This window comes from Plantibacter sp. lyk4-40-MEA-4, assembly GCF_030209415.1.
Taxonomy (GTDB): Bacteria; Actinomycetota; Actinomycetes; order Actinomycetales; family Microbacteriaceae; genus Plantibacter; species Plantibacter flavus_A.
In genome coordinates, this window is the sequence record NZ_JARVSA010000003.1 from 305,867 (window position 1) to 329,831 (window position 23,965).

The following is a 23,965-nucleotide window of genomic DNA, read 5'->3' on the forward strand; positions in this document are numbered from 1 at the left end:
ACCCATCCGAAAGGCCCCCATGTCCATCGACACCCGACAGCCCGTCGTCCACCTGCGATCGCGCGCCGTGAGCGTCGTTATCGACCTGCGCGACGGTCGCCTGCCGTCGATCGCGCACTGGGGAGCCGACCTCGGTCCGCTCGACGATCGGGAGCTCGCCGATGTCGTGCGCGGTGCGGAGCGGTTCGTCACGGAGAACGCACCCGATCGACCGACCCGCCTCGCGGTGCTTCCGGAACAGAGCGAGGCCTGGCTCGGCCGGCCGGGCATCACCGGCAGCCGGGACGGCCGCGACTGGTCGCCGCTGTTCACGATGAGGCCGGCGCTGGTCACCTCGCGCGCGGTCACCGTCGACGGCGAGGACGCCGAGGCGGGGCTGGCCGTCCGGATCGAGTTCGAGCTGAGCGAGGTCGGCCTCCTACGCGTCCGCGCCACGCTGCGCAACACCGCCGACGATGTCTACCGACTCGACGAGCTGCATCTGGCTTTGCCGATCCCGGCCAGGGCGCGCGAGGTGCTCGACCTCGCGGGCCGGTGGGGCAAGGAGCGGACGCCGCAGCGCGGTCCACTCCGCGTGGGAGCCTGGGTCCGCGAGGACCGCCGCGGACGGACCGGCCCAGACACCCCGCTCGTGCTGAACGTCGGCGTCCCGGGCTTCGGTTTCGCCGCCGGTGAGGTGTGGGGCGTGCACGTGGGGTGGAGCGGCAACCAGCGACACGTCGCGGAGCGGCTCTCGACCGGTGACCAGGTGATCGGCGGTGGCGAGCTGCTCCTGCCGGACGAGGTCCGCCTCGGCTCCGGCGAGGCCTACACGAGCCCGTGGGTGTACGGGGCCTACGGTGACGGGCTCGATGAGCAGGCCGCACTGTTCCACGAGCACCTGCGTGACGCGCCGAGTCATCCGGTCCGCGACCGGCCGCTCACGCTCAACGTGTGGGAGGCGGTCTACTTCGATCACGACGTCGACGCCCTCGTGGAGCTGGCGGAGGTCGCCGCGTCGCTCGGGATCGAACGCTTCGTCCTCGACGACGGCTGGTTCCGGGGTCGGCGGCACGACCGGGCCGGTCTCGGTGACTGGTACGTCGACGAGGAGGTGTGGCCGGACGGACTGCGACCGCTCGTCGATCGGGTCCGCGCGCTCGGGATGGAGTTCGGTCTGTGGTTCGAACCGGAGATGGTGAACCTCGACTCCGACCTCGCCCGCGAACACCCGGACTGGATCATGCAGACGGGCGGTCGACTGCCGATCCCGGCGAGGAATCAGCAGGTCCTCGACCTCGGCCGTCCGGAGGCCTTCGCGTACGTCCTGGAACGGATGACCGCGATCCTCACCGAGGTCGACATCGCGTACGTGAAGTGGGATCAGAACCGCGACCTGGTCGACGCCGGGTCCGCACCCGACGGCGGGGCCGGTGTGCACCGTCAGACGACGGCCGTCTACCGGTTGATGGACGGACTCGCGGACCGCTTCCCTGAGCTGGAGATCGAGTCCTGCTCCTCCGGCGGTTCGCGGGTCGACCTCGGCGTCCTCGAACGGACCCACCGGGTCTGGGCCTCCGATTGCAGCGACCCGCTCGAGCGGCAGCAGATCAACCGTTGGACCGCTCAGCTGGTCCCGCTCGAGCGCCTCGGTGCGCACATCGCGTCCGGTCGGTCGCACACGACGGGCAGATCGCACGAGCTGTCGTTCCGGGCCGCGACGGCGCTGTTCGGTCATCTCGGGGTCGAGTGGGATCTGCGGCAGGCCTCCCCGGCGGAACTCGCGGAGTTGGCCGACTGGTTCGCGCTCTACCGCTCGACCAGGGCCCTGCTGCACACGGGGCGGCTCGTCCGTGAGGACGTGGTCGACGACGCCCTCCAGATCACGGGGGTGGTGGCCGCGGACCGGTCGGAGGCGTTGTTCTCCCTCGCATTCCTCGGGCGTTCCGACGTCGCGAGGATCGGGCGGTTCACGCTCCGCGGCCTGGACCCGGAGCGTCGCTACCGGGTCCGGCCGCTGCGCATCGGCGAGCCCTCAGGAGGGCGCACCGTCCCCGCCTGGTTCGGTGAACCGGACGGCGTGGACGGTCCGCACGCCGGTTGGACCGGCGTGGTGATGTCCGGGGCGACCCTCCACCACGCCGGCCTGCAGACCCCGGCGACCCCGCCCGAACGGGCGTGGATCGTCGAGGTCGCCGCGGTCGACGACTAGGGCAGCACCACCTCACCCTGGTTGAGCACCCTCGGGTGGAAGTAGGTGTTCTGGATCTCGGTGTTCGAGTTGTTGCCGCGCAGCTGCTCGGACCAGATCATGAAGTACGACCAGCGCGTCTGGGACTGCAGGAGGTTGGCGTCGGGCACCTTGCCCATCTCCGCGATGGCGATCGGCTTCGTCCCGGCGATCGACTGCAGCTGCTGGTAGTCGGCGGTGCTCGGGTAGTTCTTGTACCAGACGTCGAGCGAGACGACGTCGACGTAGGAGTTCCCGGGGTAGTAGCCCGACCACCCTCCCTGCGGGTTGTCCTGGACGTTCCAGACCCAGATGAGGTTGTCGAGGCCCTGGGCGTCGAAGTAGTCGCGCATCTGCTGGAAGATCTTCGCGCCACCGTTCGCGCCTGAGCGGCCACCCCACCAGTTCCAGGTCTCGTTCATCTCGTGGAACGGACGGAACAGGACGGGGATCCCGGCGTCCTTGAGCTGCCGCAGGTACGGCACCACCTCGGCCATCCGCTGCCGCCAGGTCGTGTTGAGCGCGGTGCCTCCCGTCACGATCTGCGTGAACTGGGCGTTCGAGATCTGGGTCTTCACCCCGCCGTCGAACTCGCAGGTGGAGGGTCCGGTCGGTGAGCAGGCGTGCCAGGTGAGGGCGACGAGCGAGCCGTTCGCCCACTCCGTCTTCGCCTGGTCGATCACCCGCTGTCGGTTCGCGGCGTCCTGCCCGCGGAACATGAGGTCACCGCCCCAGAGCCCGGGATACTGCCCGGTGACGTCCTTCACCTGCTGGGTGTACTGACCCGGCAGGCTCGCCGGTTCCTTGTTGTGCTGGCCCGACACGATGTTCGTCCCGGCGATCGTCTTGAGGTACTGGATCACCGTGGCCTTGTTCTTCGCGGGGAACGCCTCGGCGTCCACCGGTTGCGCGACGGCGGAGCCGACGAGGCCGAGGACGAGCGCGGCGCCCAGTGCGATGCGCGTCCTCCGGGTGTGCGATGTCATGTCCATCTCCTTTCCGCCCTGCGTCGTCGGAGGGCGGCGACCCCAGGATCGCGGTAGGGGCGGGGTGCCGTCAAGGACTTTCATAAATTACTGCTTAAACTCATCGCGATGGCGGCGGCTCCGGGCGGGGCCTGGCGAGGAGAGGTAGCATCGACGGATGTCGAACGCCGGACCGCCCGAGATCCTCCGCCTCACGGCCTTCGCCGCCGAGGCCGGCGGCGGCAATCCCGCGGGGGTCGTGCTCGACGCCTCGACGCTCACCGAGGCCGAGATGCAGGCGATCGCCACCGAGGTCGCCTACCCGGAGACGGCCTTCGTCGTCGATCCCGGTGTCGACGGTGACGACCGGCACGTGCGGATGCGCTACTTCTCCCCCGGTGCCGAGGTGCCGTTCTGCGGTCACGCGACCATCGCGACCGCGGTCGCCCTCGCGGAACGGCGTGGCGTCGGGCGGTTCACCCTGGAGACGAACGTCGGGCCGCTCGTCGTCGAGACGGCCTCCGACGCAGACGCCGACACGACCGACATAACCGGCGGCACCGGCACGATCACCGCGTCGTTCACGAGCGTCGAAACCACCGTGCGCGAGCTCGACGCCGAGATCGCCGATCGGCTGCTGTCGCTCCTCGGGCTGGAGCGTTCCGACCTCGACGAGCGGTGGCCGCTGCGTGAATCGTTCGCCGGCAACCGGCACCCGGTCGTCGCCGTCCGCGACCAGGACGCCTTCGACGCCTTCACCTTCGATCCGGCCGCGCTGCGCCGACTGATGGACGAGCAGGGCTGGGCCGGAACGGTGACCGTGGTGCACGGCCACGGTCTCGACGACACCGGGCGCCTGCTCGTCGAAGCCCGCAACCTCTTCCCCGTCGGCGACATCACCGAGGACCCGGCGACGGGCTCCGCTGCGGCCTCACTCGGCGGTTATCTGCGCGCACTCGGCCTAGTCACCCCGCCGGCCCAGGTCATCATCCGGCAGGGTCATCACGTCGGCGCACCCAGCCTCCTGACGGTCGACGTCCCCACCACCGGCGGCATCACCGTGTCGGGGACCGCGCAGGCGATCGCAGCTCCCTGAGCAGCGGCCACCATGGACCGATGAGCCGTGGCTCGGCCTCGCGCTAGCATCGAGCCAGTCGCGGCCGGGCGGCCTCCGGAGGGGATGGACATGTTCACAGGTAGCGGATCGAAGCGGGGGCGCACCGCGGGCCTCGGCGTCATCGGTGCAGCAGTGCTCGCGATCGCCCTCGCGGGATGCGCCTCCGAGGCCGAAAGCGGCGCCGACCCCTCGACCACTGCGTCCGCCGAGTCCGGCGACGCTGTCGGTGTCGTCGGCGTCTGGGGAGACGCCGACGCGCAGAACAGCCCGTCGCTGGTGTTCGCGGAGGACGGCACGGTGACGGGGACCGACGGGTGCAACCGACTCATGGGCTCGTGGACGGCCGACGGCGACACGGTCGAGTTCGCGCCGCTGGCGTCCACGCGGATGGCCTGCGAGGGGGTCGACACCTGGTTGTCGGGCGGAGCATCCGGCACCTGGACCGACACGAAACTCGTCGTCCTCGACGGGAGCGGCACGGAGATCGGCACGCTCGAGCGCTCGGAGTGAACCGGCCTTCCGGGCTTGCCGGGTGTTCGCCGGTGGGTGCGAGAGGATCATCGGGTGGATGAGGTCGAATCGTTGCGGGACGCGGGGCTGCGGGCTGCCGTGCGGGAGCATCTGCGCGGGTTGCCGCACGGCGCGGGCTCGGAGGGCTTGAGCGAGATCGTCGTCGATGAGGCGACGGTGCTGGATGGCATCGAACGCTTCCACGGACTCCGACGACTCGGGCTGGAAGGCACGGATGTCGTCGATCTCCGTCCACTCACAGGCCTTCGAGACCTCGAAGAGTTGTGTCTCAGCGAGACGCGCGTGGCCGATCTCCGTCCGCTGTCGGGGCTGCAGGCACTCACGGTGCTCGAGCTCGGCGAGACGCCGGTCGGCGACATCGAGCCGCTCCGACCGCTCCGCCTCCTGCAGAAGTTGTGGTTGAGCGGGACGAACGTCTCCGACCTCGACCCGATCCGTGCCCTCACGGGCCTGGTGACCGTGGGCGTGGCGGGCGCCCCGATCGAGGACTACCGTCCGCTGGAGGCACTGGCGGAGCTGCAGACCCTGGTGGTCTCACGGTCGGCATCCGCGCACCTCGGGGCGCTGTCGCATCGTGGTGACCTGGACATCCTTTACCTCGACGAGTGACGTCGCTGGGGGCAGAGGAGAGTGGGCTCGACTGCTGGGTTCGAGCATCGGCGCAGCCTCCTCGTCCGGGATGCTGCGCCGCACAGATTCGACTCGGGGCGGACGGATGGTCCGGTGCTGGACATGTAGGGGTGAGATGACCCTGACGATGGAGGCATGATGACCAGGGAAGCGTTCGATGAACTCCTTGATCGGTCCGCGCTACCGGCTCGCCCGGCTGCGCAAGCGGACCTTGACGCGATGGCTGCGGATGCCCGCCGCCACACTCCCCGCGTATTCCGTCCGAAGGTCCTGATCACAGCGGGACTTGCGGCGGTCCTCGCGACGAGCGGAGCGAGTCTCGCAGCTGCCACCGGCCAGTTCTCCTGGGCGCCGTGGGCGCAGGAACCGATCGGTGCCGTGACCTTCACCATGGATGTCGGGTTTTCGTGCGAGCTGCGGTTCTCCGAGTACACGGGGGGCGCGGATCCTGGCTACGTGGCCGAAGTGAACCGGATCCTGCGGGATTGGTATCGCTCGGCGGATGTGCGTACCGCCGTGGAGGCGATCGTCCCTGAGAAGCTGGACGAGGTTGACGGGCTTGAGTTGCAGCCGGGTGAGACGCTCGAGACGTTGCCTCCGGGGGAAGCGACGAACCGGGAATGGGCGCGTCAGTGGACCGCATGGGATGCGGCCGTGAACGAAGCGGAGTGGGATGAGCTGAACGCACACGGTATCTCCGGCGGCGATCCCCGCATAAACGGGAGTGAGCGGAACGGGCAGATCAACTGCTTCGACGAGGACAACGCGCCCTACTCCTTCGGGTCTGGTTCGTGAAGCGAGCGCACGTCCGCATCACCACCGCGCTGAGCGAGTCGTCGGCGGACCTGCTCGCTTATCTGCAACGACGCGTCGGGTTCGATGAGGCCCCTGACCTCCTCGGAGAGACGATGGTCGTCGCATGGCGCCGCGTCGACGACCTTCCCCTCGACGCGGAGCAGGCACGTATGTGGCTCTTCGGCATCGCCCGCACCGCACTGCTGAACCACTCTCGCGGGCAGCGCCGCCGATGGGCGTTGGCCGACCGCATCCGCGGTGATGCGCTGATGCCCGTCGTCGCGCCGGCCGCCGATGACGGTGCGGAGATCCGAGATGCGATCGACCGTTTGGACCCTGACCTGGGTGAACTGGTGCGGCTGATCCACTGGGAGCGTTTGACGATCGTGCAGGCCGCTGGGCTGCTCGGCATCGCCGACTCGACTGCGCGCACCCGATACGCGAGAGCGAAAGAGCAGCTCCGCGCGGCGCTCGGAGTGCCCGCGAGCTGAACCTGTCACCGCGGGTCGACGAGCCCCGCCCGGATCCCCCAGAGCACGGCCTGGAGTCGGTCGCGCGCTCCCGTCTTCTGCAGCAGACCAGCCAGGTGGTACTTCACCGTGGTGGGCTCGACGAAGAGCCGCTCGGCGATCTCCGCGTTGGAGAGTCCCTGCGCCAGGAGGTCGAGGACCTCGAACTCACGGTCGGTGAGCGGTGACTCCGCCGGTGCCGTCGCGGCCGCGGGCGTCTCCCGCCGGCGCTCCGAGAACTCGCGCAGGATGCGACGGGTGAGGCGTTGGTCGAGCGTCCCCTCCCCCGCTGCGACGGACCGGATCGCGGCGAGCAGCGTCGTCTCGTCGGCACCCTTCAAGAGGAAGCCTGCCGCCCCGGCTTCGAGCGCGGCGAACACGTCCGCATCGACGTCGAAGGTCGTGAGGATGAGGACGTCGGCGTCGAGCTCAGGGTCCGCCGTGATCGTGCGGGTCGCCGCGATCCCGTCCGTGCCCGGCATCCGGATGTCCATGCAGATCAGGTCGGGCCGCAGCTCCTTCGCCAAGCGCACCGCGTCGGCACCGTCGATCGCCTCACCGACGACCTCGATGTCGGGCTCGGCACCGAGGATCACCGAGAGGCCGGCGCGGACGACCGCCTGGTCGTCGGCGATGAGGAGGCGGATCATGAATCACTCCGATGCTGGTCGGGACGGTGCTCCTCGGGGCGGTGCTCGTCGGGGCGGTGCTCGTCGGGACGGTGCTCGTCAGGGATGGTCAGGCGGTTGCGCCACCCGCCCTCGTCCGTCGGTGCCGAGGTCAAACGCGCTCCGATGAGTTCGGCGCGCTCGCGCATGCCCCAGAGGCCGTAGCCGTCGCGCGACGGTGAAGCAGGCCGCTGCGACGACGCGGCGTTCGTCACGGTGAGTTCGATCGCGTCCACCTCGAACCGCACCGCGACGCGGCAGACGGCTCCGGGCGCATGGCGAGCGGCGTTTGCGAGCGACTCCTGGACGGTCCGGTACGCGGCCGTCTCCGCGAGCGGACCCAGCACCCGAGGCTCACCGGTCACGGTGTACGCGACGTGCTGCCCACGCGACCGCGCCGCCTCGACGAGTTCCGGGATCGCCGAAATGGTCGGGGTTGTCGCCGGACCGAGCGTCGATCCGTCTCCGCCGCGCTGGACGTCCGCATCATCGCTGCGCAGCAGGCCGACCGTCCGCCGCAGATCCACGAGCGTCGTCCTTGCGTCCGACTGCACCGTCTGGAGCATCGCCCGAGCGCGTTCCGGGTCGCGCTCGACCAGCGCGCTGGCCGCCTGGGCACTGACGATGATCCCCGACAGGTGGTGCCCGGCGATGTCATGCAGTTCCCGGGCGAGGGCGGTGCGCTCGGCGCGGAGGTCGTTCTGCACACTGATCCGTCGCTCGTTCTCGGCCATGCGCGCCTGGTCCTCGATCGCCGACAGCAGGCGCTCGCGCCCCCGTGCATACTCGGCGACACCGGCCGGGAGCACGTACTGCAGCACGATGCGCGCGACGGCCGCGAACACGAGGATGAGCGGCTCCTCGGACGACCCGAAGGCCATCGCGATGCCGCCGACGACCGTCGTGGCCGCCGCGCCCGTCACCAGTGCGGCCACCACCGTTCGACGGTCCTCGCGACGGGCGAGCGCGTAGGTGGCGAGGATCACCCCGAACGAGCCGAGGCCGAGCTCACCGCCGGTGCTGCCGAGGATCACGAGGTCGAGCGCGACCACGACCCCGAACACGATGACCGGGTACCGGCTCCGCAGCAGCAGCGCGACGGCTTGGAGCACGACCAGGGCCACATGCACCCACGGCGGGATCCGACCCGGCACGGCGTGCAGCTCGTCGACCCACGGGACGACCCCGAGGTACCCGACCGCACCGGCGAGGACCAGGACCGGCGGGAGCGCCGAGCGCAGACGGGCCGCGAGCGGGGCGGGCCGTGCGGGAGAGGTCATGGGTCGAGTCAACCACGCCGAGCGCCGACCCCGGTGGGGGCCGGTGCTCGGCGTCCGGTGAGCAGCGGTCATCGCTCGCAGAGGGTGGCGTCGAGGGCGTCGACGACGATCCGGTACTGCTCCATCAACCGCTCGTTGTCGTCGGGCGAGACGACCGCCCACGGCAGCGAGGTGACGGCGATGGTGACGGCCGTGCCGTCAGGACCGACCGCGTTGCGCGTCTGGGTTCCCGGGATGTCGCCGCCATGGCCCCAGGCCACACCACCGCAGCTCAGCGGGTAGCTCTGCAGGCCGAGCCCGTACGTCGCCTCCGGCCACAGCTCGTCGCCAGCCGGAACCGTGGTCTGCATCTCGGCGAGGCTCTCCTCGTTCAGGAGTTCACCGTCGAGCAGGGCCTGCATGAAGACGTTGAGCTCGTGCGGCGTGGACACCATGGCCCCAGCGGACCAGGCGAAGGAGGAGTCGAGGGCCGTGATGTCCAGGAGGTCGCCGACGGTCTTCGCGTGGTACCCGTGCGGGTGCTCCCCGCGCAGCTCGCGTTCGCCCGGCGCCGGGAAGTAGGTGTGCTCGAGGTCGAGCGGTTTGACGATGCGCTCGTCGATCTGCTGGGGCAGTGCACGGTCGGTGACGGCCTCGACGAGTAGTCCCAGCACGAGGTAGTTCGTGTTGCTGTACGCCCAGCGCTCCCCCGGCGCGAACACGGCCGGCTTGGCGAGGGCGATGTCGAGCATGTCGCGGGGTGAGGTGTAGCGCTCCTGTGCCGCGAACGCGTCGGCGGCGATCTGGTCGGCGTACTCGGGGAGCCCCGCCGTGTGCTGCAGCAGCTGACGGACCGAGATGCGGGTGCCGTCGATGCCGTCGCCGGTGATGAGCCCGGGGAGGTAGGTGTCGATCGGGGCGTCCAGTGCGACCTTCCCCTCCTGGACGAGCTGCAGGACGACGGTCGAGACGAACATCTTCGTGTTGCTCGCGATCCGCACCTCGCCGTCGACCGGGGCCGGCTCGTCGGTCGCGAGGTCGCCGATACCGGCCGCCACATCGATCGCCTCACCGTCCGGTCCGATCACCGAGGCGAGCGCCGCGGGGTAGCCGGCGTCGACGAGCGACTGCATCCGGTCCTGCAGTGGGTCCGATTCGGAGCCGGTGCCGGCGGTCTGCTCTGTGGCGCTGGAGCAGGCGCTGAGGGAGACGGTTCCGGCGAGCAGCGCGGCGGCGGCCGAGACGGCGATGAGCGTGCGGTGACGGGTCTGGTGCTGCGTCTTGGTCTGAGTGTGGGTCTGGGTCTGGTCGTTCATGTGGGTGATTCCTTTCAGATGTCGCGGCGCGAAAGCGCAGCGGACGCGGCCACAGTGAGGGCGGCGGTGAGGGCCACGAGGGCGAGGATGACGACGAACGGTCCGAGCCCGTCCGTTCCGCCGTGGATGACGCCCTGTGCGAGGGCGACAGGCAGGAACTGGGTCCAGACCGGCGGAGTACCGCCGCTGACCAACTGGATCGACGAGACGACGATCGGTTCGAGGATGAGGATCGCGATCATCGTCAGCACGCCGGCGAGCTGGGTGCGGACGATGAGTCCGACCGCGAGGCCGATGACCGACAGTGCGGTGACGGCGAGGACACCGAGCCCGAACCGTGCTGCGAGGTCCGGGAGACCGAGGACGAAGGGCGTTCCAGTCGCCGCCAGGGTGATCACGAGCGTGACCAGACTGACGAGGGCGAGTACGACACCGAGGGCGACGCCGGCGAGTGCGACCGCGCCCGCCTTGGCTGCGACGATGCGGAACCGCTTGGGTGAAGCGAGGACAGCACCGACGATGCCGCCGTAGCGGTCGTCACTCGTGCCGGCGAGCACACCGAGCAAAGTGATCGCCAGGAGTGCGACGCCGATGGAGCCGCTGCCCATCGACGCACCGAGGGGGTTCAGCGCGTCGAGTTGGACGGCGCGGGAGGCGAGGTCCAGGACGGGGAAGTCGCTCCCGAGGGCATCGAGGCCAGGACCGATGTTGCCGTCGGCGAGGGCGGGCATGAGGGTAACGAAGGCGAGTTGCGTGACGATGAGTCCCACGACGGCGACCGCCGCGGTGACCTTCGTCGCGGTCGTGGTGACGAGCCCGATGAGTTCAGCGCGGAACATCAGCGCACCTCCCTGTTCTCGGTGAGCTGGGCGGTTCCGGTGACCTGGAGGTAGTACGCCTCGAGGTCACCGCCCGATGCGGCGAGGATGTCGACCATCGACGACTGGGCCAGGACGCGTCCGTCGGTGATGACGACCACGTCGTCCGCGATGTCCTGGACATCGGACAGAAGGTGGGACGACAGCAGCACCGTCCCACCCGCGTCGGCGAACGCGCGCAGCCGGCGTCGTAGCCACTGCATACCGGCCGGGTCCAGACCGTTCGACGGCTCGTCGAGGATGAGCACGGCAGGCTCGCCGAGGAGTGCTGCGGCGATTGCGATCCGCTGACGCATGCCGAGCGAATACCCGGCCGCAGGACGGTCGGCGTCGCGAGTCATCCCCACCTCGGTGAGGACCGCGTCGATCCGGGCCGCGTCGACCCCGATCCGTGCGGCGGCGATGCGGAGGTGCTGCCGCCCGGTGCGGGCCGGGTGGAGTCCGCCGGCGTCGAGGACGGCGCCGATGGAACGAGCGGGGTGCTCGAGCTGGCGGTACGGGTGGCCGAGGATGAGCCCGTCGCCCGCGTCAGGACGGACCAGACCGAGGAGCAGACGGATGGTGGTGGTCTTCCCGGCACCGTTGGGGCCGAGGAGTCCGACGACCCGGCCGGGGTCGACGGTGAAGGACACGTCGTCGACGCGCGGGCGACCGTGGAAGGTCTTCCGGAGCCCGCGGGCCTCGATGGGATGAGAGGTTGGTACGTTCATGTCTTCAGCCTCGTAGCGGGCGGCCCAGGGCGCCCCAGCCCGCCGCACAGTCCCCGACTGGCCGAACGGACAGTCGTCGGAGACCTCTAGGCTGCAGGCATGGACACGACTGCTCGGCTGCACGATCGACGTCGCCGTCTCGCGCCGCGCGCGACCCTCGTGGCCACGGCGGTCGTCGTCGCCGGTCTGCTCGCAGGCTGCGCGACGTCGCCCTCGCCGGACCGGACGACGGCGGCATCCGCATCCGCATCCGCATCGGACGCCGCGACCCGCTCGGGCACCGGTGAGATCCGGCACGAGCTCGGCCCGCTCACCGAGCGCTTCCCACAACTCGCCAGCGCGCTCTCGGCGACGTGGATGTCGGGGACCATGGGCGACGAGCGGGTTCCGGGCCCGAGCACGTACTGGATCGATGCGGTCGTCGTCCTGGACGAGGCCGGATACGCGGAACTGCGGGCGCTCGCACCCGATGAGGCGGGCTCGGACGTGGGCGCGGAGCTTTCAGACCTCGACCCCGGACTCGACGACGCGCTGCCGCCGGGACCGTTCGTGCGTTCGTCTGCGCTCGACGACGCCTTCTCGCAGGACGGCCGAGTGACGCAGGTGTTCCTCGACGACGCGACCAGCTCGGTGATCCTCACGAGTCGGTTCCAGTAGCGGGCGGCACGGCGGGCTCGCACGTTCTGCGGCGAATCACCACCGCTTCACAATCGCGGGCTCGCGGGATTGACTGGACGCATGTCCGAACCAGCTGACACCACCGTCCCCGAGAACTCCGACGAACGCATCGCGGTGCTCTTCGACATCGACGGGACGCTCGTCGACTCGAACTACCTGCACGTCGACGCCTGGGATCGTGCGTTCGCCGATGCCGGCAGACCGGTCGACGCGTGGCGCATCCACCGCTCGATCGGCAAGGACGGCGGCGAGCTGCTCGAATCGCTGCTGGACGGTTTCGACGAGGTCGAGCAGTACGGCGAGCGGGCGAAGGAGCTGCACAGCGAGTACTACCTCCAGAACACCTCCCGGCTGCGGGTGATCGGCGGTGCGCGCGAGCTGCTTGGAGCGTTGGCGGGGCGCGGGATCGCAGTCGTGCTGGCGACGTCGGCTTCGGAGAACGAGCTCGAGATCCTGCGGGAGCTGCTCGACGTCGACGACGCGATCTTCGCCGCGACCTCGTCCGGTGACGTGGAGACCGCCAAGCCGGAGCCCGACATCGTCGAGGTCGCGCTCGATCGTGCGGGCGTGCCGGCGTCGCGGGCGGTCATGGTCGGCGATGCCGTCTGGGACATCGAGGCGGCTGCGCGGGCCGGCGTGGAGTGCATCGGGGTGCGCAGCGGTGGCTTCGGTGAGCAGGAGCTCCGGGACGCGGGTGCGGTCGCGGTCTACGGCGACGTCGCGGAGCTGCTCGCGAACCTCGACGACAGCCCGATCGGCAAGCTCGCAGGGTGACTGCGGGTGCGAGCGCGGGCTTGAGCGCGGCTCAGCTCCGCGTGGCGCGGCTGCGGAACCAGCGGGCGAGTTCCTGCAGCGCGCGCATGGTGGCGGTCGGGTCGTCGCGGTCGAGGTCGTCGAAGGTGTCGCGGTAGCCGTCGAGCTCGGTCTCCGAATCGTTGCCGGTGGCGGTGTCGGCGCGTTCGAAGCCCATCGTCCAGGCGGCGAACTGGCGTTCGCGGATGGGCTCCTCGAACATCACGCGGATGCCGGTGTGGCGGGGATCGGCGGCGAGGGTCTCCATGAGCTCGCGAACGGCGGGCTCCGGTCCTTCGAGGACCTGCAGGAACCGGCCGTCGCGGTGGACGAGCATGCCGGTGAGCTGTGCGCGGGCGTTGTTCTCGCGGCAGGTGGCGAGCAGGGCGGTGAGGTCGTCGTCGCTGAACGGCTGTGTCGCCGTGCTCGCGTATACGAGTGACAGCATCTGGTCTTCGTCGGTGCCCACCTTTGGAGCCTACCCGGCGGGGTGCGGAGGTGGTCCCGGAAGCGGCTCCCCGTCCACGGAGCGTGTGCAACCCGACTGCCCTTCGACAGGCTCAGGGACCGGGTCCATCCGGGCGCACCTCGTCCAGTAACTGAGCCTGTCGAAGTGCCCACGCGCGCCCCACGGTTCCGGGCACAGCTCTCCCGGTCACTGAGCCTGTCGAAGTGCCCACGCGCGCGCCACGGTTCCGGGCACACCTCTTCCGGTCACTGAGCCTGTCGAAGTGCCCACGCGCGCGCCACGGTTCCGGGCACACCTCTTCCGGTCACTGAGCCTGTCGAAGTGCGGTGCAGCTCAGGGACCGAGAGCGGTCAGAACGGGGCGGGGTCCGGTTCGGTCCGGTGATGCTTCCCGTCGGGTGTCGTCCACTCGAGCACCCCACCGGGACCATGGTCGAGATTCCATCCCGGAAGGTGCTTCATCCGATGGTGATGTCGACAGAGACAGGCGAGGTTCCCGACATCCGTCGTCCCGCCGTCCTCCCAGGCGACGGAATGGTCGAGGTCGCAAGCCCGGGCACGTCTCCCGCAGCCCGGTGCCCGACAGGTGCCGTCCCGCAGGCGTACAGCGCGTTGCAGATCGGCCGGAACGCGATACTGATTCCGGCCGACGGAAAGGACCGCACCGGTCTCGGGCTGGACCAGGATCCGGGTGAAGCTCGGCGCGTTCACCGCGATACGTGCTGCGGTCTCAGGGTCGATGGGTCCGTAGCCGTCCAGCGTGGCCGGGGCGTCAGAGACACCGGCCATGCTCAGTGCCGGCACGGTGATCTGCACGGTCGGCTTGATGTGCTCCTGCACCTCGATCGGGTGCGGGAGGACCGCGCTGGACATGACATCGTCGGGTGTCACACCGGTGAGGGCGAGGGCCGCGAGCGCGTCGGCCTGGAGTTGTCCGCAGGTGCGGGTGTCGCCGGCCTTGCGCGATTCCGCCGCTGCCGTCTCGACCCGCTCGATGATGCCTTGCGCGATCGGTGCGGTCGTGAAGAGATGCACCCACGCCATGCCGTCGGCGGCGGGCTCGAATTCCACCCGGCGGTCCGCCTCGGAGCGGACGGCTCGGGCGGTGATCGATTCCGGGTGGAGGCGCTCGCGCAGGACTCGGGCGCGCTTCCGGAGGTACGCGTTGGTCGACTCTTCCGCAACCGGCAGCACCTCAGCGAGGAACACCACTCGCCCTGCGGTCGGGACGTCATTGAGTTGGTCGATGATCGTCTGCGCATGCCGCGCCGAAATACGACCGGCTTCGAGCGAGGCGAGCACGGCCGGCGCTTCGTTCACGAGGCGTTCCGCGTCGTTGCTCGCACGCTGCACGGTCCGCTCGGGCGTGCGGGTCGCCATCGCGAGGGCCGCGCAGGTGGAGCGGCGCGAGAGCGCCTGCCGTTCCGCCGGCGGGAAGATCGCCGGAACCGTGGCGTCGGCGAAGGCGTCCGCGTAGGCGGCGGAACGGGCGAGGAGCCGGGCCTCCTCGGCGTCCAGAGCAGCACGCCGACGCTGGATCTCCGCGTACTGGTCCGAGAACTCCGCGAGGCGTGCGGCGTGCTCGTCGCTCGCGCGGATCGCGGTGATGGTGGTCTCGGTCATGGGACAAGTCCACCATGGACCACTGACATTCCAGATGCTGAGTCGAGCCGGTTGTGTAAGTCTCCTCGTGTGCCCTTCGACAGGCTCAGGGACCGGGAGAGGCATGCCGGATTCGCCGGGTTCTCCGTGCGCCCTTCGACAGGCTCAGGGACCGGGAAAGGGTTGCTCAAGGAGCGGAGGGGATTCGGGTGGACCTCCTCCCGTCACTGAGCTTGTCGAAGTGCCTACGTGCGCCCTTCGACAAGCTCAGGGACCGGGGAAGGGTCGCTCGTGGAACGGGGAAGGGTCGCGCGTGGACCGGGGAAGGGTCGCGCGTGGACCGGCGAGGGTTGCTCGCGGACCGGGGGTGCTCAGGGAACGGTCTCGGTCGCCGAGCGTGCCGAAAGGCGACATGCTCCCAGTCCGCTCACCGACCCATGAGCGCCTTCACGACCTCGACCGCGGCAGGCCCGTCGAGCGACGGATGACCCGCCCACTGCCCGCCGGTGACGGACACCTCGGTGTCCGGCAGCACCACCGTGGTGACGATCACCGCGGCGACTCCGGTCTCGACCGTCGCGCTGTACGCGATTCCGCCGGCAGCCTCGATGGTCGCATCCGGGATCGGCGTGAGCCCAGCGGAGGCGAGCTCATCGGCCGACAGCGCCTCACTCGGTTCCGGCGAGACGACGACCTCCACCGACCGGATGTCCGCCGCGTCGATCGTCCCTTCCGGCGCCTCCCAGCCGCAGAGGGTCCCGTACTCGTCCGCCCCGTTGTCCTCCCGCGCGACGAGTCCCTCGATGTACGGCGCGACGGCCGCCTGCACCGCCGCGCAGTCGACCTGCAGGGGCGATCCGTCTCCCGAGCCCCCGCTCGACGTCTCCGCCGGCACCGTCGCAGCGGGCGATGCACTACCGGCGGAGTCACCACCGGGCCCACTCCCACCAGAGCACGCCGACAGCGCGAGCACGATCGTTCCGGACACGAGAAGCGGCACTCCCACCCGCTGCAACAGACGCATGATGTCGACGATATTGGTTCCGGAGTAGTGTCCGGAAGAGACCGACGGGAGCAGCGCGATGAAACCGACGACCCGCACCGACAGCGATCACGGCGACCACACCCCCGACCGCGACTGCGTCATCGCGGGTGGCGGCCCGGCCGGCATGGTGCTCGGCTACCTCCTCGCCCGGGCCGGCCTCCGCGTGACCGTGCTCGAGAAACACGCCGACTTCTTCCGAGACTTCCGCGGCGACACGATCCACCCCTCGACCATCACGTTGCTCGGCGAGCTCGGCCTGCGCGAGCGGTTCCTGCGGCTGCCGCTCAACCGGTTGCAGACGATGGATGCCGTGATCGACGGCCTGCGGATGACGATGGTCGACTTCCGCACCCTGCCGGCGCCCGACCGCTTCCTCGTCCTCGCGCCGCAGTGGGACTTCTTGAACTTCCTCGCCGAGGAGGCCGCCGCGCTGCCGGACTTCGAGCTCCGTCTCCGCACCGAGGCGACCGGCCTCATCGTGGAGCGGGGCCGGGTCCGCGGCCTGCGCGCGACCACGACGACCGCCGACGACCCGGCGACCAGCACCTCCACCGACGTCGAGATCCGAGCCACCCTCACGGTCGCGGCGGACGGACGCACCTCTGCACTCCGCGACGCGGCCGGACTCATCCCCGACGAGAGCGGCGTCCCGATCGACGTCCTGTGGTTCAGCCTGCCGAAGCCCGCCGACCCGCCGCCGCCGACCCTCGCCTACCTCTCGCCGCGCGGCATGGTCCTCACGATCGACCGGGGCGACCAGTACCAGTCCGGCATGGTCATCCGGAAGGGCGGCGCGGAGCTGTCCCGAGCCGAGGGCCTGTCGGCGCTCCGCCGTCGGATCGTCGATGCCGCGCCGGTCCTGCGTCCGGTGGTCGACACCTTGACCGACTGGGACCAGGTCAAGCTCCTCTCGGTCCAGCTCAACCGCCTCGACCGCTGGTACCGCCCGGGCTTCATCGCCATCGGCGACGCAGCGCACGCGATGTCACCGATGTTCGGTGTCGGGGTCAACTACGCGATCCAGGATGCGGTCGCCCTGTCCAATGCGATCGCCGGCCACCTCGCCGCTGGGGACGCACCGTCCGGGGTCCTCGCTGCCGTCCAACGTCGACGCGAGCAGCCGGTCAGGATCATGCAGCGCATCCAGCGGGCAGGACACCGGGTGATCTCCCGCACGACCACGGGCGACCGAATCGCACCGCAGTGGGTGATCCGCCTCATGCGGCTCGCCAGCCCGGTCGTCCGGCCGCTCGCGGCGAGGTTCATCGGCATCGGGCTCCGAGCAGAGCACGTCACCACGCCGGAACGGAGAGGATAGGGCAGCGGGCGCGGGTCCTCAAGGTCGGGTGGTGAGCCTCCGCTGGTCGTAACGTGGACGCTGCAGACGTGACCTGAGCGTCTGCGCCGGTGCTGCTCCTCAACCTGGCGCCGGCGCGGCTGTGGGGCGCCGCTTCCGCCACGCCCCACAGCCGTCACCACGGACCCTCCGCCGGATCTCACTCGTAGCGGAGCGACTCCACCGGATCGGCCTTGGCGGCACGGGCGGCGGGCAGGGTCCCGGCGAGGAACGCGATCACCATGACGACCAGGACGATGATCCCGAGCGACACCGGGTCGAACGCGATGAGGTCGAGGCCCGGCAGGTCGGCGAGGAGCGATCCGGACAGCGCGGCACTGATGCCGGTGCCGGCCAGCACCGCGATACCGACGCCGATCGCACTGCCGAGGAAACCGATGAACGCGGCCTCGAGGCTGAACAACCCGAAGACCTTCCCGCTACCCATCCCCATGGCCTTCATCAGCCCGATTTCGCGGGTGCGCTCCTGCACGGACATGAGCAGGGTGTTCACGATCCCGAAACTGGCCGCGAGGAGGGCGATGATCGCGAAGGCGTTGAGGACGAGGACGATCCCGTCGATCACCGTCTTGATGGTGCCGAGCTGGTCCGCGACGGTCGTGCCGGTGTAGCCCGCGTCGGCGAGTCGGTCCTTCAACGCCGTGACCTGCTCGTCGGTGGCGTCCGCGCTGAACCGGATGGACGCCTGCGCGTACCGCTCGACCTGGTCGGACGGGACGCCGATGTTCTGCGTCTCGTAGAGGAGGTCGGTGAGCGCGGCATTCGGCACGATCGAGGCGCCCGTGGGCGAGGCGAGACTCTCCTCGGCGACTCCGACGACCGTCGCGTCCACGGTGTGCTGCGTGCGCTGCGCATCCGTGATGGCGACCGTGACCGTCTGCCCGACCGCGTCGGCGTCGCTTCCGAAGCCGAGCGGTTCCACATAGGAGGTGGGGAGCACGAGCTGGAGCGTGTCGGTGTCGTCGTCGGGCTGTGCACCGTCCAGCAGTGTGACGCTCTGCCCGGAGATGAGGCCGCCGACACCGACGACGTACTTCGTGCCGCCGCCCGACTCGATGTAGTCGGTCGAGATCGACTTCACGGCCTGCACGTCCAGGACGCCGTCGATCCCGCCGAGCTCGTCGAGATCGGTCGGCGTGAGGGCGACGACGGTCGATCCCGGCGCACCGGCACCGGTGGAGGCGACCGCGTCCGGATCGTACTCCTTCGGCCCGCTCGTGGCCCCACCCAGCCCGCCGCCGGTGTCGGCCGTCTTGGTGACGGTCATCGTGTCGGACGCGCCGACGCTCGACACCGTGTCGTCGATGTAGGCGTTGATGCCGGTGCCGAGCCCGTTCGTGAGGGTGAGGGTGAACGCTCCGACGAAGATCGCCAGGATGGTCAGGATGGTCCGGGTCTTGGACCGGAACGTGTTCGCGACGGCGGTCCCGATGAGGTCGACGGTTCTCATGCGGCCACCGCCTCGTCCTCGACGAGCAGTCCGTCTCGGATGAGGATCCGCCGATCACAGCGTGCCGCCAGCTCCTCGTCGTGCGTGACGACGATGAGGGTGATGCCGCTCTCCCGGTTGAGGGAGAACAGGATGTCCTCCACGACGGCGCCGGTCGCCGTGTCGAGGTTGCCGGTCGGCTCGTCGGCGAAGATGATCCGCGGGTTGTTGACGAGCGCGCGGGCGATCACCGTCCGCTGCTTCTGCCCGCCGGAGAGGTTCACCGCGCGGTTGCGCGCCTTGTCCTCGAGCTGGAGCTGCGCGAGTGCGGCGAGCGCCCGGCGACGTCGGTCACCGCGGCGGACGCCGGCGATCTTCATGGGGAGCAGGACGTTCTCGAGCACCGTCGCGTTGGCGGTGAGGAAGAACTGCTGGAACACGAACCCGAAGGTCTTGTTCCTGGTCGTGTTGAGGCGGCGACCGCGGAGGGTGCTCGTGTCGACCCCTTCGAGCTCGACGGTGCCGGAACTCGGTGCGTCGAGCAGCGCGAGCACGTGCATGAGCGTGGACTTGCCGGAGCCGCTCTTCCCGACGATCGCCACGCTCTCGCCGGCGTGGATGTCGAAGCTCACCCCCTTCAGCGCGTCGAACCGGTTCTGACCGCGACCGTAGGAACGCCGGACGTCCCGGACCGAGATGATCGGCGGCGCTGTGGTGTTCTGCATGGTGTCTCCTCGTCTGGGGCCGGTACTCCGGCACCACTCCAGACTCGCGGCGACGCCCGTCCGACGCGTCCCCCTCCGGCGGACACCCGTGTACCGCGTCCGTGGTACCGCGGAATGCCACGTGCGGAGGAGTCGCCGGGCGCCGGTTCCCGGCAGACTGGGCCCATGACCTCCGTGACGCAGGATCACCGGGTGCGCGATCCGCATCCGAGACCCCCGGCGTGGGTGGGCGATGTGGTGGCCGCGGTCCTCATCATCGCCTCGGCGTTCATCCCGTTCCCCAACGCGGAGTTCCGTCCGGGCAGCCCGCTCGTCGTCGCCCTGGTCGTCGCGCCGGCGCTCCTGCTCCCGCTCCGTCGACGCTGGCCCATCCCGGTGCTCGCGGCCGTCGTCGCCTGTTACGGTGCGGCGGCGATCACGGGGACCCTCGCTCCCGGTGTCGTGATCGCGGCCGCCATCGCGATGTTCGGGGTGGCGGTGCGCTCCGCGCGGCGGACGACCCTCATCACCGCCGTCGCGACGATGGTCGCCGTCGCCCTCCTCAGCCTGCTCGCGTCGATCGGCAGCTTCGATCCGCGGACGGTGCAGTTCGCGGTGCTGATCGCGTTCGCCGCCGCAGCCGGAGACGGGACCCGCTCGCGCCGCGCGTACATCCTGGCAATCACCGAACGCGCGGAGCGGGCCGAACAGACCCGTGAGGCCGAGGCGAGGCGTCGGGTGACCGAGGAGCGGCTCCGGATCGCGCGGGACCTCCACGACACCGTCGCCCACCAGATCTCGGTGATCAGCCTGAACGCCGGGGTGGCGTCGAGCTCCCTGGAGACGCGGCCGGAGAAGGCGAAGGAGGCGCTCGTCTCGATCCGCCGGGCGTCACGGACGGTGCTCGGCGAGATCGGTGATCTGCTCGAGGTGCTGCGCAGCGACAGCGACGACGCCGGCGTGGGCTCCCGGGGAACGCTGCCGCAGCCGGGACTCGACCGACTCGACGCATTGATCGCCGAGTTCACCGCCGCAGGCCTCGACATCACGACACGGATCGACCCCGACGCACCGAAGCTGTCGACCGCCACCGACATGGTCGCGTACCGCGTCGTCCAGGAGGGGCTGACGAACGCGCTGAAACACGGTCATGAGCGTCGTGCACACGTGCTCGTGGAGGGCGAGAACGGGAGGATTGTCGTCAGCGTGAGCAACCCGACGGCACCCGGCGCCACGCGTGAGCAGGCCGACGCGGCGCCGGCCACCGGACACGGACTCCTCGGCATCCGCGAGCGCGTCGCCGCCGTCCGCGGGTCCGTCGACGTCGGCGCGACTCCGGGCGGCTGGCGGCTGTCCGCGAGCCTCCCGACCGGCGAGCCGACTCACGCACACCCGACGCACCCCGAGGAGTCCCCCACATGACCACCGTGCTCGTCGTCGACGACCAGTCGCTCATCCGCCAGGCCGTCGCCGACATCCTCTCGTCCGAGGCCGACCTCGAGGTGGTGGGCGAAGCCGTCGACGGCGCGCAGGCGGTGTCGCTCGCCCGCCAGTTGCGACCGGACGTCGTGCTCATGGACATCCGCATGCCTGTGCTCGACGGCATCGGCGCGACCTCGGCGATCTGCGCCGACCCCGACCTCTCGGACACGCGGGTCCTCATCCTCACCACGTTCGAGGAGGACGAGAACCTCGTCGCCACCCTGCGAGCCGGCGCGAGCGGCTTCATCGGCAAGGGCTCGGAGCCCGAGGAGATCGTCCGCGCCGTACGCGCGGTGCACGCCGGCGACGCTCTCCTGTCCCCCGCGGCGACCCGGAGTCTCATCACGAAGTACGTCGTCACTGCGGGTCAACCGACGAGCCCACGCGCGGTCCCCACCGAGCTGGCGCTGCTCACCGAGCGGGAACTCGAGGTGCTGCTCCTCGTGGCCCGCGGACGGTCGAACCAGCAGATCGCCGACGACCTCGTCATCTCACCGCACACCTCGAAGACCCACGTGAACCGCATCATGACCAAGGTCGCCGCTCATGACCGCGCCCAGCTCGTCATCCTCGCGTACGAGAGCGGCCTGCTGCGGCCGGGTGCCGACGACTGAACCGGTACTGTCGTCCTGTCCACGACGCCGTCCGGCTCGCGGGCCCAGCAGACGAGGAAGTGCGATGGCCGGATCACCCACAGCCCGACAGACTGCGAGCGCGCTGCCTGCCCTCACGCCCGGGCCGCACCGCCGCCACCTCGGCCTGATCTCGATCGTCGCCTGTTTCGGCGGGTTGCTCTTCGGCTACGACACCGGCGTGATCAACGGGGCGCTGCGTCCGATGACCGCCGAGCTCGGGCTCACCCCGTTCACGGAGGGCATCGTCACGAGCTCGCTCGTCTTCGCGGCCGCCGTCGGTGCGCTGCTCGGCGGCCGGGTGTCGGACGCGTGGGGCCGGCGGCGGAGCATCATCGTGCTGGCGGTGCTCTTCTTCGTCGGGACGCTCGTGGTCGTCTGCTCGCCGAACGTCGAGTTGCTCGTCGCCGGTCGCGTGCTCCTCGGACTGGCCGTCGGCGGTGCCTCCGCCGTCGTCCCGGTCTACCTGGCGGAGCTCGCTCCGTACGAGATCCGAGGATCGATCACCGGCCGGAACGAGGTCGCGATCGTCCTCGGACAGCTGTCGGCGTTCGTGATCAACGCCGTCATCGGCAACGTGTTCAGCGAGCACACGAGCGTGTGGCGCATCATGTTCGCCGTCTGCGCCCTGCCCGCGGTCGCCCTGTTCGTCGGCATGCTGCGGATGCCCGAGTCACCACGCTGGCTCGTCGACCACGGTCGCCGCGAGGACGCGCTGGACGTCCTGCGGACCGTCCGCCCCGACGACCGCGCCGTCGCCGAACTCGCGGAGGTGGAGGCGTCCATCACCGCGCAGCGCGACGAACACCGGATCGGGCTCGGGGCCGTCCTCCGCAACCCGTGGCTCGTGCGCATCCTGCTCGTCGGTGTCGGCGTCGGGATCGCCCAGCAGCTCACCGGGATCAACTCGATCATGTACTACGGGCAGACCGTGCTCGTGGAGTCGGGTTTCGACGAGAGCGCCGCGCTCATCGCCAACATCGCGCCCGGCATCATCGCCGTCGTCGGCGGCTTCATCGCCCTCACCTACATGGACCGTCTCGATCGACGGAAGACGTTCGTCATCGGCTTCTCACTCACGACCGCGTGCCATCTGCTCATCGGCTTCTCGTCGATGGTGCTCGAGCCGGGCGACCCGATGCGTCCATGGGTCATCCTGTTCCTCGTGGTCGTGTTCGTCGGCTCCATGCAGACGTTCCTCAACGTGGCGGTCTGGGTCTACCTCGCCGAGGTCTTCCCGCTCCGGATGCGCGGTCTCGGCATGGGCGTCTCGATCTTCATGCTCTGGGTCGCCAACGGGTTCCTGGCGCTGTACTTCCCGTCGCTCGTCGACGGCCTCGGCATCACCGGGACCTTCTTCGTCTTCGCGGGTGTCGGCGCGCTCGCTCTCCTGTTCGTCGCCACCCAGGTGCCCGAGACGCGTGGGCGGAGCCTCGAGGCGCTCGGTGAGGACGTGTCGACCGGCGCGATCTTCACCCGGAAGCGGTGACCTCTGACTAACCCGCGAGGTGGTCGATGAGGATCTTGGTGCCGATGAGGATCAGGATGACACCACCGGCGATCTCCGCCGGCTTGCCGAAGCGCTGACCGACGCGACGGCCGATGAAGACGCCCAGGAAAGCGAGCACGAACGTCGTCAGTCCGATGAGGACGACGGCTTCGAGGATCGAGCCGGGCAGGAACGCGAGCGTGATGCCGATGGCGAGCGCGTCGATACTCGTGGCGAGCGCGAGGATGAGGAGCCGCCGGACGTCGATGCGGTCGGAGTCGACCTCGGTGTCCTCGTGGCTCGAGAACGCCTCCCAGAGCATCTTGCCGCCGACGAGGGCGAGCAGGCCGAAGGCGACCCAGTGGTCGACCTCGGTGATGTACCGCGCGAACTGCGTGCCGAGGAACCAGCCGATGAGCGGCATGACCGCTTGAAACAGACCGAAGGTGCCGGCGATCACGAGGGCGTGACGCACGTTGAACCGCCGCATGTGCAGGCCCTTGGTGAGGGCTACGGCGAAGGCGTCGGCGGAGACGCCGAGCGCGATGAGGAGCAGCGGCCAGAACGTCATGTCGCGGGGTCTTCCTGTGATGCGTCCTGGACGCGGAGATGCGTTCGGGCGCCGTGCCGCGAGGACCCGTCAACGTTGCCAGCGCGGTGCGGCGGCGGCAAGCCGAGACGCCCGATTGCCAGCGTTTCG

General features: G+C 69.9%; 24 protein-coding genes. 12 read left to right on the forward strand and 12 right to left on the reverse strand.

What is annotated here, in order from left to right:
* Nucleotides 1-19 precede the first annotated feature (19 nt).
* Nucleotides 20-2,191 (forward strand): alpha-galactosidase, encoded by a 2,172-nt coding sequence (locus QRN44_RS06645; RefSeq protein WP_285038634.1) that lies wholly within the window; start codon nucleotides 20-22, stop codon nucleotides 2,189-2,191.
* On the opposite strand, the gene QRN44_RS06650 is transcribed toward QRN44_RS06645, so the two are convergent.
* Nucleotides 2,188-3,195 carry a glycoside hydrolase family 26 protein gene (locus QRN44_RS06650; protein ID WP_175116833.1) on the reverse strand — a complete coding sequence of 336 codons (1,008 nt, stop codon included), beginning with the start codon at nucleotides 3,193-3,195 and terminating at the stop codon, nucleotides 2,188-2,190. The two genes, QRN44_RS06645 and QRN44_RS06650, sit on opposite strands and share 4 nt — an antisense overlap.
* Before the next feature lie 157 nt (nucleotides 3,196-3,352).
* On the opposite strand from QRN44_RS06650, the gene QRN44_RS06655 reads away from it, so the two are divergent.
* From QRN44_RS06655 to QRN44_RS06675, 5 genes are all read left to right on the forward strand, one after another.
* The gene (locus QRN44_RS06655; RefSeq protein ID WP_285038635.1) at nucleotides 3,353-4,270 is read left to right on the forward strand and encodes a PhzF family phenazine biosynthesis protein; all 918 of its coding nucleotides are present in this window, start codon (nucleotides 3,353-3,355) and stop codon (nucleotides 4,268-4,270) included.
* Nucleotides 4,271-4,360: 90 nt separating this feature from the next.
* A complete protein-coding gene (locus QRN44_RS06660; protein WP_285038636.1) occupies nucleotides 4,361-4,801 on the forward strand; it encodes an META domain-containing protein in 441 nt (146 codons plus the stop codon).
* Between the two features lie 54 nt (nucleotides 4,802-4,855).
* On the forward strand, nucleotides 4,856-5,431 hold the full coding sequence (locus QRN44_RS06665; protein WP_285038637.1) for a leucine-rich repeat domain-containing protein: 576 nt from the start codon (nucleotides 4,856-4,858) through the stop codon (nucleotides 5,429-5,431).
* 156 nt (nucleotides 5,432-5,587) lie between these two features.
* Nucleotides 5,588-6,247 carry a hypothetical protein gene (locus tag QRN44_RS06670; RefSeq protein ID WP_285038638.1) on the forward strand — a complete coding sequence of 220 codons (660 nt, stop codon included), beginning with the start codon at nucleotides 5,588-5,590 and terminating at the stop codon, nucleotides 6,245-6,247.
* Nucleotides 6,244-6,738 (forward strand): RNA polymerase sigma factor, encoded by a 495-nt coding sequence (locus tag QRN44_RS06675; RefSeq protein WP_285038639.1) that lies wholly within the window; start codon nucleotides 6,244-6,246, stop codon nucleotides 6,736-6,738. The genes QRN44_RS06670 and QRN44_RS06675 overlap by 4 nt, the downstream gene beginning before the upstream one ends.
* A 5-nt stretch (nucleotides 6,739-6,743) precedes the next feature.
* On the opposite strand, the gene QRN44_RS06680 is transcribed toward QRN44_RS06675, so the two are convergent.
* The 5 genes from QRN44_RS06680 to QRN44_RS06700 all read right to left on the reverse strand — a co-directional run bounded on the left by QRN44_RS06680 (nucleotide 6,744) and on the right by QRN44_RS06700 (nucleotide 11,587).
* Nucleotides 6,744-7,406: a response regulator gene (locus tag QRN44_RS06680; RefSeq protein WP_285038640.1), complete on the reverse strand. Its 663-nt coding sequence runs from the start codon at nucleotides 7,404-7,406 to the stop codon at nucleotides 6,744-6,746.
* Complete coding sequence (locus tag QRN44_RS06685) at nucleotides 7,403-8,704, reverse strand: sensor histidine kinase (protein WP_285038641.1); 1,302 nt, start codon at nucleotides 8,702-8,704, stop codon at nucleotides 7,403-7,405. Before QRN44_RS06685 ends, QRN44_RS06680 begins: the two co-directional genes overlap by 4 nt.
* Nucleotides 8,705-8,772: 68 nt before the next feature.
* Nucleotides 8,773-9,999, reverse strand: a complete 1,227-nt coding sequence (locus QRN44_RS06690) for a serine hydrolase domain-containing protein (protein ID WP_285038642.1) — start codon at nucleotides 9,997-9,999, stop codon at nucleotides 8,773-8,775.
* A gap of 14 nt (nucleotides 10,000-10,013) precedes the next feature.
* A complete protein-coding gene (locus QRN44_RS06695; RefSeq protein ID WP_285038643.1) occupies nucleotides 10,014-10,838 on the reverse strand; it encodes a hypothetical protein in 825 nt (274 codons plus the stop codon).
* Complete coding sequence (locus QRN44_RS06700) at nucleotides 10,838-11,587, reverse strand: ABC transporter ATP-binding protein (RefSeq protein WP_285038644.1); 750 nt, start codon at nucleotides 11,585-11,587, stop codon at nucleotides 10,838-10,840. The genes QRN44_RS06695 and QRN44_RS06700 overlap by 1 nt, the downstream gene beginning before the upstream one ends.
* Before the next feature lie 99 nt (nucleotides 11,588-11,686).
* On the opposite strand from QRN44_RS06700, the gene QRN44_RS06705 reads away from it, so the two are divergent.
* On the forward strand, nucleotides 11,687-12,244 hold the full coding sequence (locus QRN44_RS06705; protein WP_285038645.1) for a hypothetical protein: 558 nt from the start codon (nucleotides 11,687-11,689) through the stop codon (nucleotides 12,242-12,244).
* Nucleotides 12,245-12,325: 81 nt separating this feature from the next.
* On the forward strand, nucleotides 12,326-13,039 hold the full coding sequence (locus QRN44_RS06710; RefSeq protein WP_285038646.1) for an HAD family hydrolase: 714 nt from the start codon (nucleotides 12,326-12,328) through the stop codon (nucleotides 13,037-13,039).
* A 31-nt stretch (nucleotides 13,040-13,070) separates the two neighbouring features.
* Here QRN44_RS06710 and QRN44_RS06715 read toward each other — a convergent pair whose 3' ends face one another.
* The 3 genes from QRN44_RS06715 to QRN44_RS06725 all read right to left on the reverse strand — a co-directional run bounded on the left by QRN44_RS06715 (nucleotide 13,071) and on the right by QRN44_RS06725 (nucleotide 16,151).
* Nucleotides 13,071-13,526 (reverse strand): BLUF domain-containing protein, encoded by a 456-nt coding sequence (locus tag QRN44_RS06715; RefSeq protein WP_285038647.1) that lies wholly within the window; start codon nucleotides 13,524-13,526, stop codon nucleotides 13,071-13,073.
* Nucleotides 13,527-13,876: 350 nt separating this feature from the next.
* Entirely contained in the window at nucleotides 13,877-15,148 is a 1,272-nt protein-coding gene (locus QRN44_RS06720) for an HNH endonuclease signature motif containing protein (RefSeq protein ID WP_285038648.1), read from the reverse strand.
* Between the two features lie 406 nt (nucleotides 15,149-15,554).
* Entirely contained in the window at nucleotides 15,555-16,151 is a 597-nt protein-coding gene (locus QRN44_RS06725; protein WP_285038649.1) for a hypothetical protein, read from the reverse strand.
* 58 nt (nucleotides 16,152-16,209) lie between these two features.
* Between QRN44_RS06725 and QRN44_RS06730 the strand changes: the two genes are divergently transcribed.
* Entirely contained in the window at nucleotides 16,210-17,490 is a 1,281-nt protein-coding gene (locus tag QRN44_RS06730) for an FAD-dependent oxidoreductase (protein WP_285038650.1), read from the forward strand.
* Between the two features lie 178 nt (nucleotides 17,491-17,668).
* Here the strand turns inward: QRN44_RS06730 and QRN44_RS06735 are convergent, their stop codons facing one another.
* Both QRN44_RS06735 and QRN44_RS06740 read right to left on the reverse strand, forming a co-directional pair.
* On the reverse strand, nucleotides 17,669-18,979 hold the full coding sequence (locus tag QRN44_RS06735; protein WP_121289177.1) for an ABC transporter permease: 1,311 nt from the start codon (nucleotides 18,977-18,979) through the stop codon (nucleotides 17,669-17,671).
* Entirely contained in the window at nucleotides 18,976-19,683 is a 708-nt protein-coding gene (locus QRN44_RS06740) for an ABC transporter ATP-binding protein (protein WP_056779793.1), read from the reverse strand. Before QRN44_RS06740 ends, QRN44_RS06735 begins: the two co-directional genes overlap by 4 nt.
* Nucleotides 19,684-19,848: 165 nt before the next feature.
* Between QRN44_RS06740 and QRN44_RS06745 the strand changes: the two genes are divergently transcribed.
* The 3 genes from QRN44_RS06745 (at nucleotide 19,849) to QRN44_RS06755 (ending at nucleotide 23,265) form a co-directional block, all read left to right on the forward strand.
* Nucleotides 19,849-21,084, forward strand: a complete 1,236-nt coding sequence (locus tag QRN44_RS06745; RefSeq protein ID WP_285038651.1) for a sensor histidine kinase — start codon at nucleotides 19,849-19,851, stop codon at nucleotides 21,082-21,084.
* The gene (locus QRN44_RS06750; RefSeq protein ID WP_285038652.1) at nucleotides 21,081-21,758 is read left to right on the forward strand and encodes a response regulator; all 678 of its coding nucleotides are present in this window, start codon (nucleotides 21,081-21,083) and stop codon (nucleotides 21,756-21,758) included. The genes QRN44_RS06745 and QRN44_RS06750 overlap by 4 nt, the downstream gene beginning before the upstream one ends.
* 64 nt (nucleotides 21,759-21,822) lie before the next feature.
* Nucleotides 21,823-23,265 carry a sugar porter family MFS transporter gene (locus QRN44_RS06755; protein ID WP_285038653.1) on the forward strand — a complete coding sequence of 481 codons (1,443 nt, stop codon included), beginning with the start codon at nucleotides 21,823-21,825 and terminating at the stop codon, nucleotides 23,263-23,265.
* 7 nt (nucleotides 23,266-23,272) lie between these two features.
* On the opposite strand, the gene QRN44_RS06760 is transcribed toward QRN44_RS06755, so the two are convergent.
* Complete coding sequence (locus QRN44_RS06760) at nucleotides 23,273-23,836, reverse strand: manganese efflux pump MntP (RefSeq protein ID WP_064295892.1); 564 nt, start codon at nucleotides 23,834-23,836, stop codon at nucleotides 23,273-23,275.
* Nucleotides 23,837-23,965 lie beyond the last annotated feature (129 nt).

Coding starts and splice junctions, on each gene's coding strand:
- QRN44_RS06645 (WP_285038634.1), top strand. CDS start 20: ATGTCCATCGACACCCGACAGCCCGTCGTCCACCTGCGATCGCGCGCC.
- QRN44_RS06650 (WP_175116833.1), bottom strand. CDS start 3,195: ATGACATCGCACACCCGGAGGACGCGCATCGCACTGGGCGCCGCGCTC.
- QRN44_RS06655 (WP_285038635.1), top strand. CDS start 3,353: ATGTCGAACGCCGGACCGCCCGAGATCCTCCGCCTCACGGCCTTCGCC.
- QRN44_RS06660 (WP_285038636.1), top strand. CDS start 4,361: ATGTTCACAGGTAGCGGATCGAAGCGGGGGCGCACCGCGGGCCTCGGC.
- QRN44_RS06670 (WP_285038638.1), top strand. CDS start 5,588: ATGATGACCAGGGAAGCGTTCGATGAACTCCTTGATCGGTCCGCGCTA.
- QRN44_RS06680 (WP_285038640.1), bottom strand. CDS start 7,406: ATGATCCGCCTCCTCATCGCCGACGACCAGGCGGTCGTCCGCGCCGGC.
- QRN44_RS06685 (WP_285038641.1), bottom strand. CDS start 8,704: ATGACCTCTCCCGCACGGCCCGCCCCGCTCGCGGCCCGTCTGCGCTCG.
- QRN44_RS06690 (WP_285038642.1), bottom strand. CDS start 9,999: ATGAACGACCAGACCCAGACCCACACTCAGACCAAGACGCAGCACCAG.
- QRN44_RS06695 (WP_285038643.1), bottom strand. CDS start 10,838: ATGTTCCGCGCTGAACTCATCGGGCTCGTCACCACGACCGCGACGAAG.
- QRN44_RS06700 (WP_285038644.1), bottom strand. CDS start 11,587: ATGAACGTACCAACCTCTCATCCCATCGAGGCCCGCGGGCTCCGGAAG.
- QRN44_RS06705 (WP_285038645.1), top strand. CDS start 11,687: ATGGACACGACTGCTCGGCTGCACGATCGACGTCGCCGTCTCGCGCCG.
- QRN44_RS06710 (WP_285038646.1), top strand. CDS start 12,326: ATGTCCGAACCAGCTGACACCACCGTCCCCGAGAACTCCGACGAACGC.
- QRN44_RS06720 (WP_285038648.1), bottom strand. CDS start 15,148: ATGACCGAGACCACCATCACCGCGATCCGCGCGAGCGACGAGCACGCC.
- QRN44_RS06725 (WP_285038649.1), bottom strand. CDS start 16,151: ATGCGTCTGTTGCAGCGGGTGGGAGTGCCGCTTCTCGTGTCCGGAACG.
- QRN44_RS06730 (WP_285038650.1), top strand. CDS start 16,210: ATGAAACCGACGACCCGCACCGACAGCGATCACGGCGACCACACCCCC.
- QRN44_RS06735 (WP_121289177.1), bottom strand. CDS start 18,979: ATGAGAACCGTCGACCTCATCGGGACCGCCGTCGCGAACACGTTCCGG.
- QRN44_RS06740 (WP_056779793.1), bottom strand. CDS start 19,683: ATGCAGAACACCACAGCGCCGCCGATCATCTCGGTCCGGGACGTCCGG.
- QRN44_RS06745 (WP_285038651.1), top strand. CDS start 19,849: ATGACCTCCGTGACGCAGGATCACCGGGTGCGCGATCCGCATCCGAGA.
- QRN44_RS06750 (WP_285038652.1), top strand. CDS start 21,081: ATGACCACCGTGCTCGTCGTCGACGACCAGTCGCTCATCCGCCAGGCC.
- QRN44_RS06755 (WP_285038653.1), top strand. CDS start 21,823: ATGGCCGGATCACCCACAGCCCGACAGACTGCGAGCGCGCTGCCTGCC.
- QRN44_RS06760 (WP_064295892.1), bottom strand. CDS start 23,836: ATGACGTTCTGGCCGCTGCTCCTCATCGCGCTCGGCGTCTCCGCCGAC.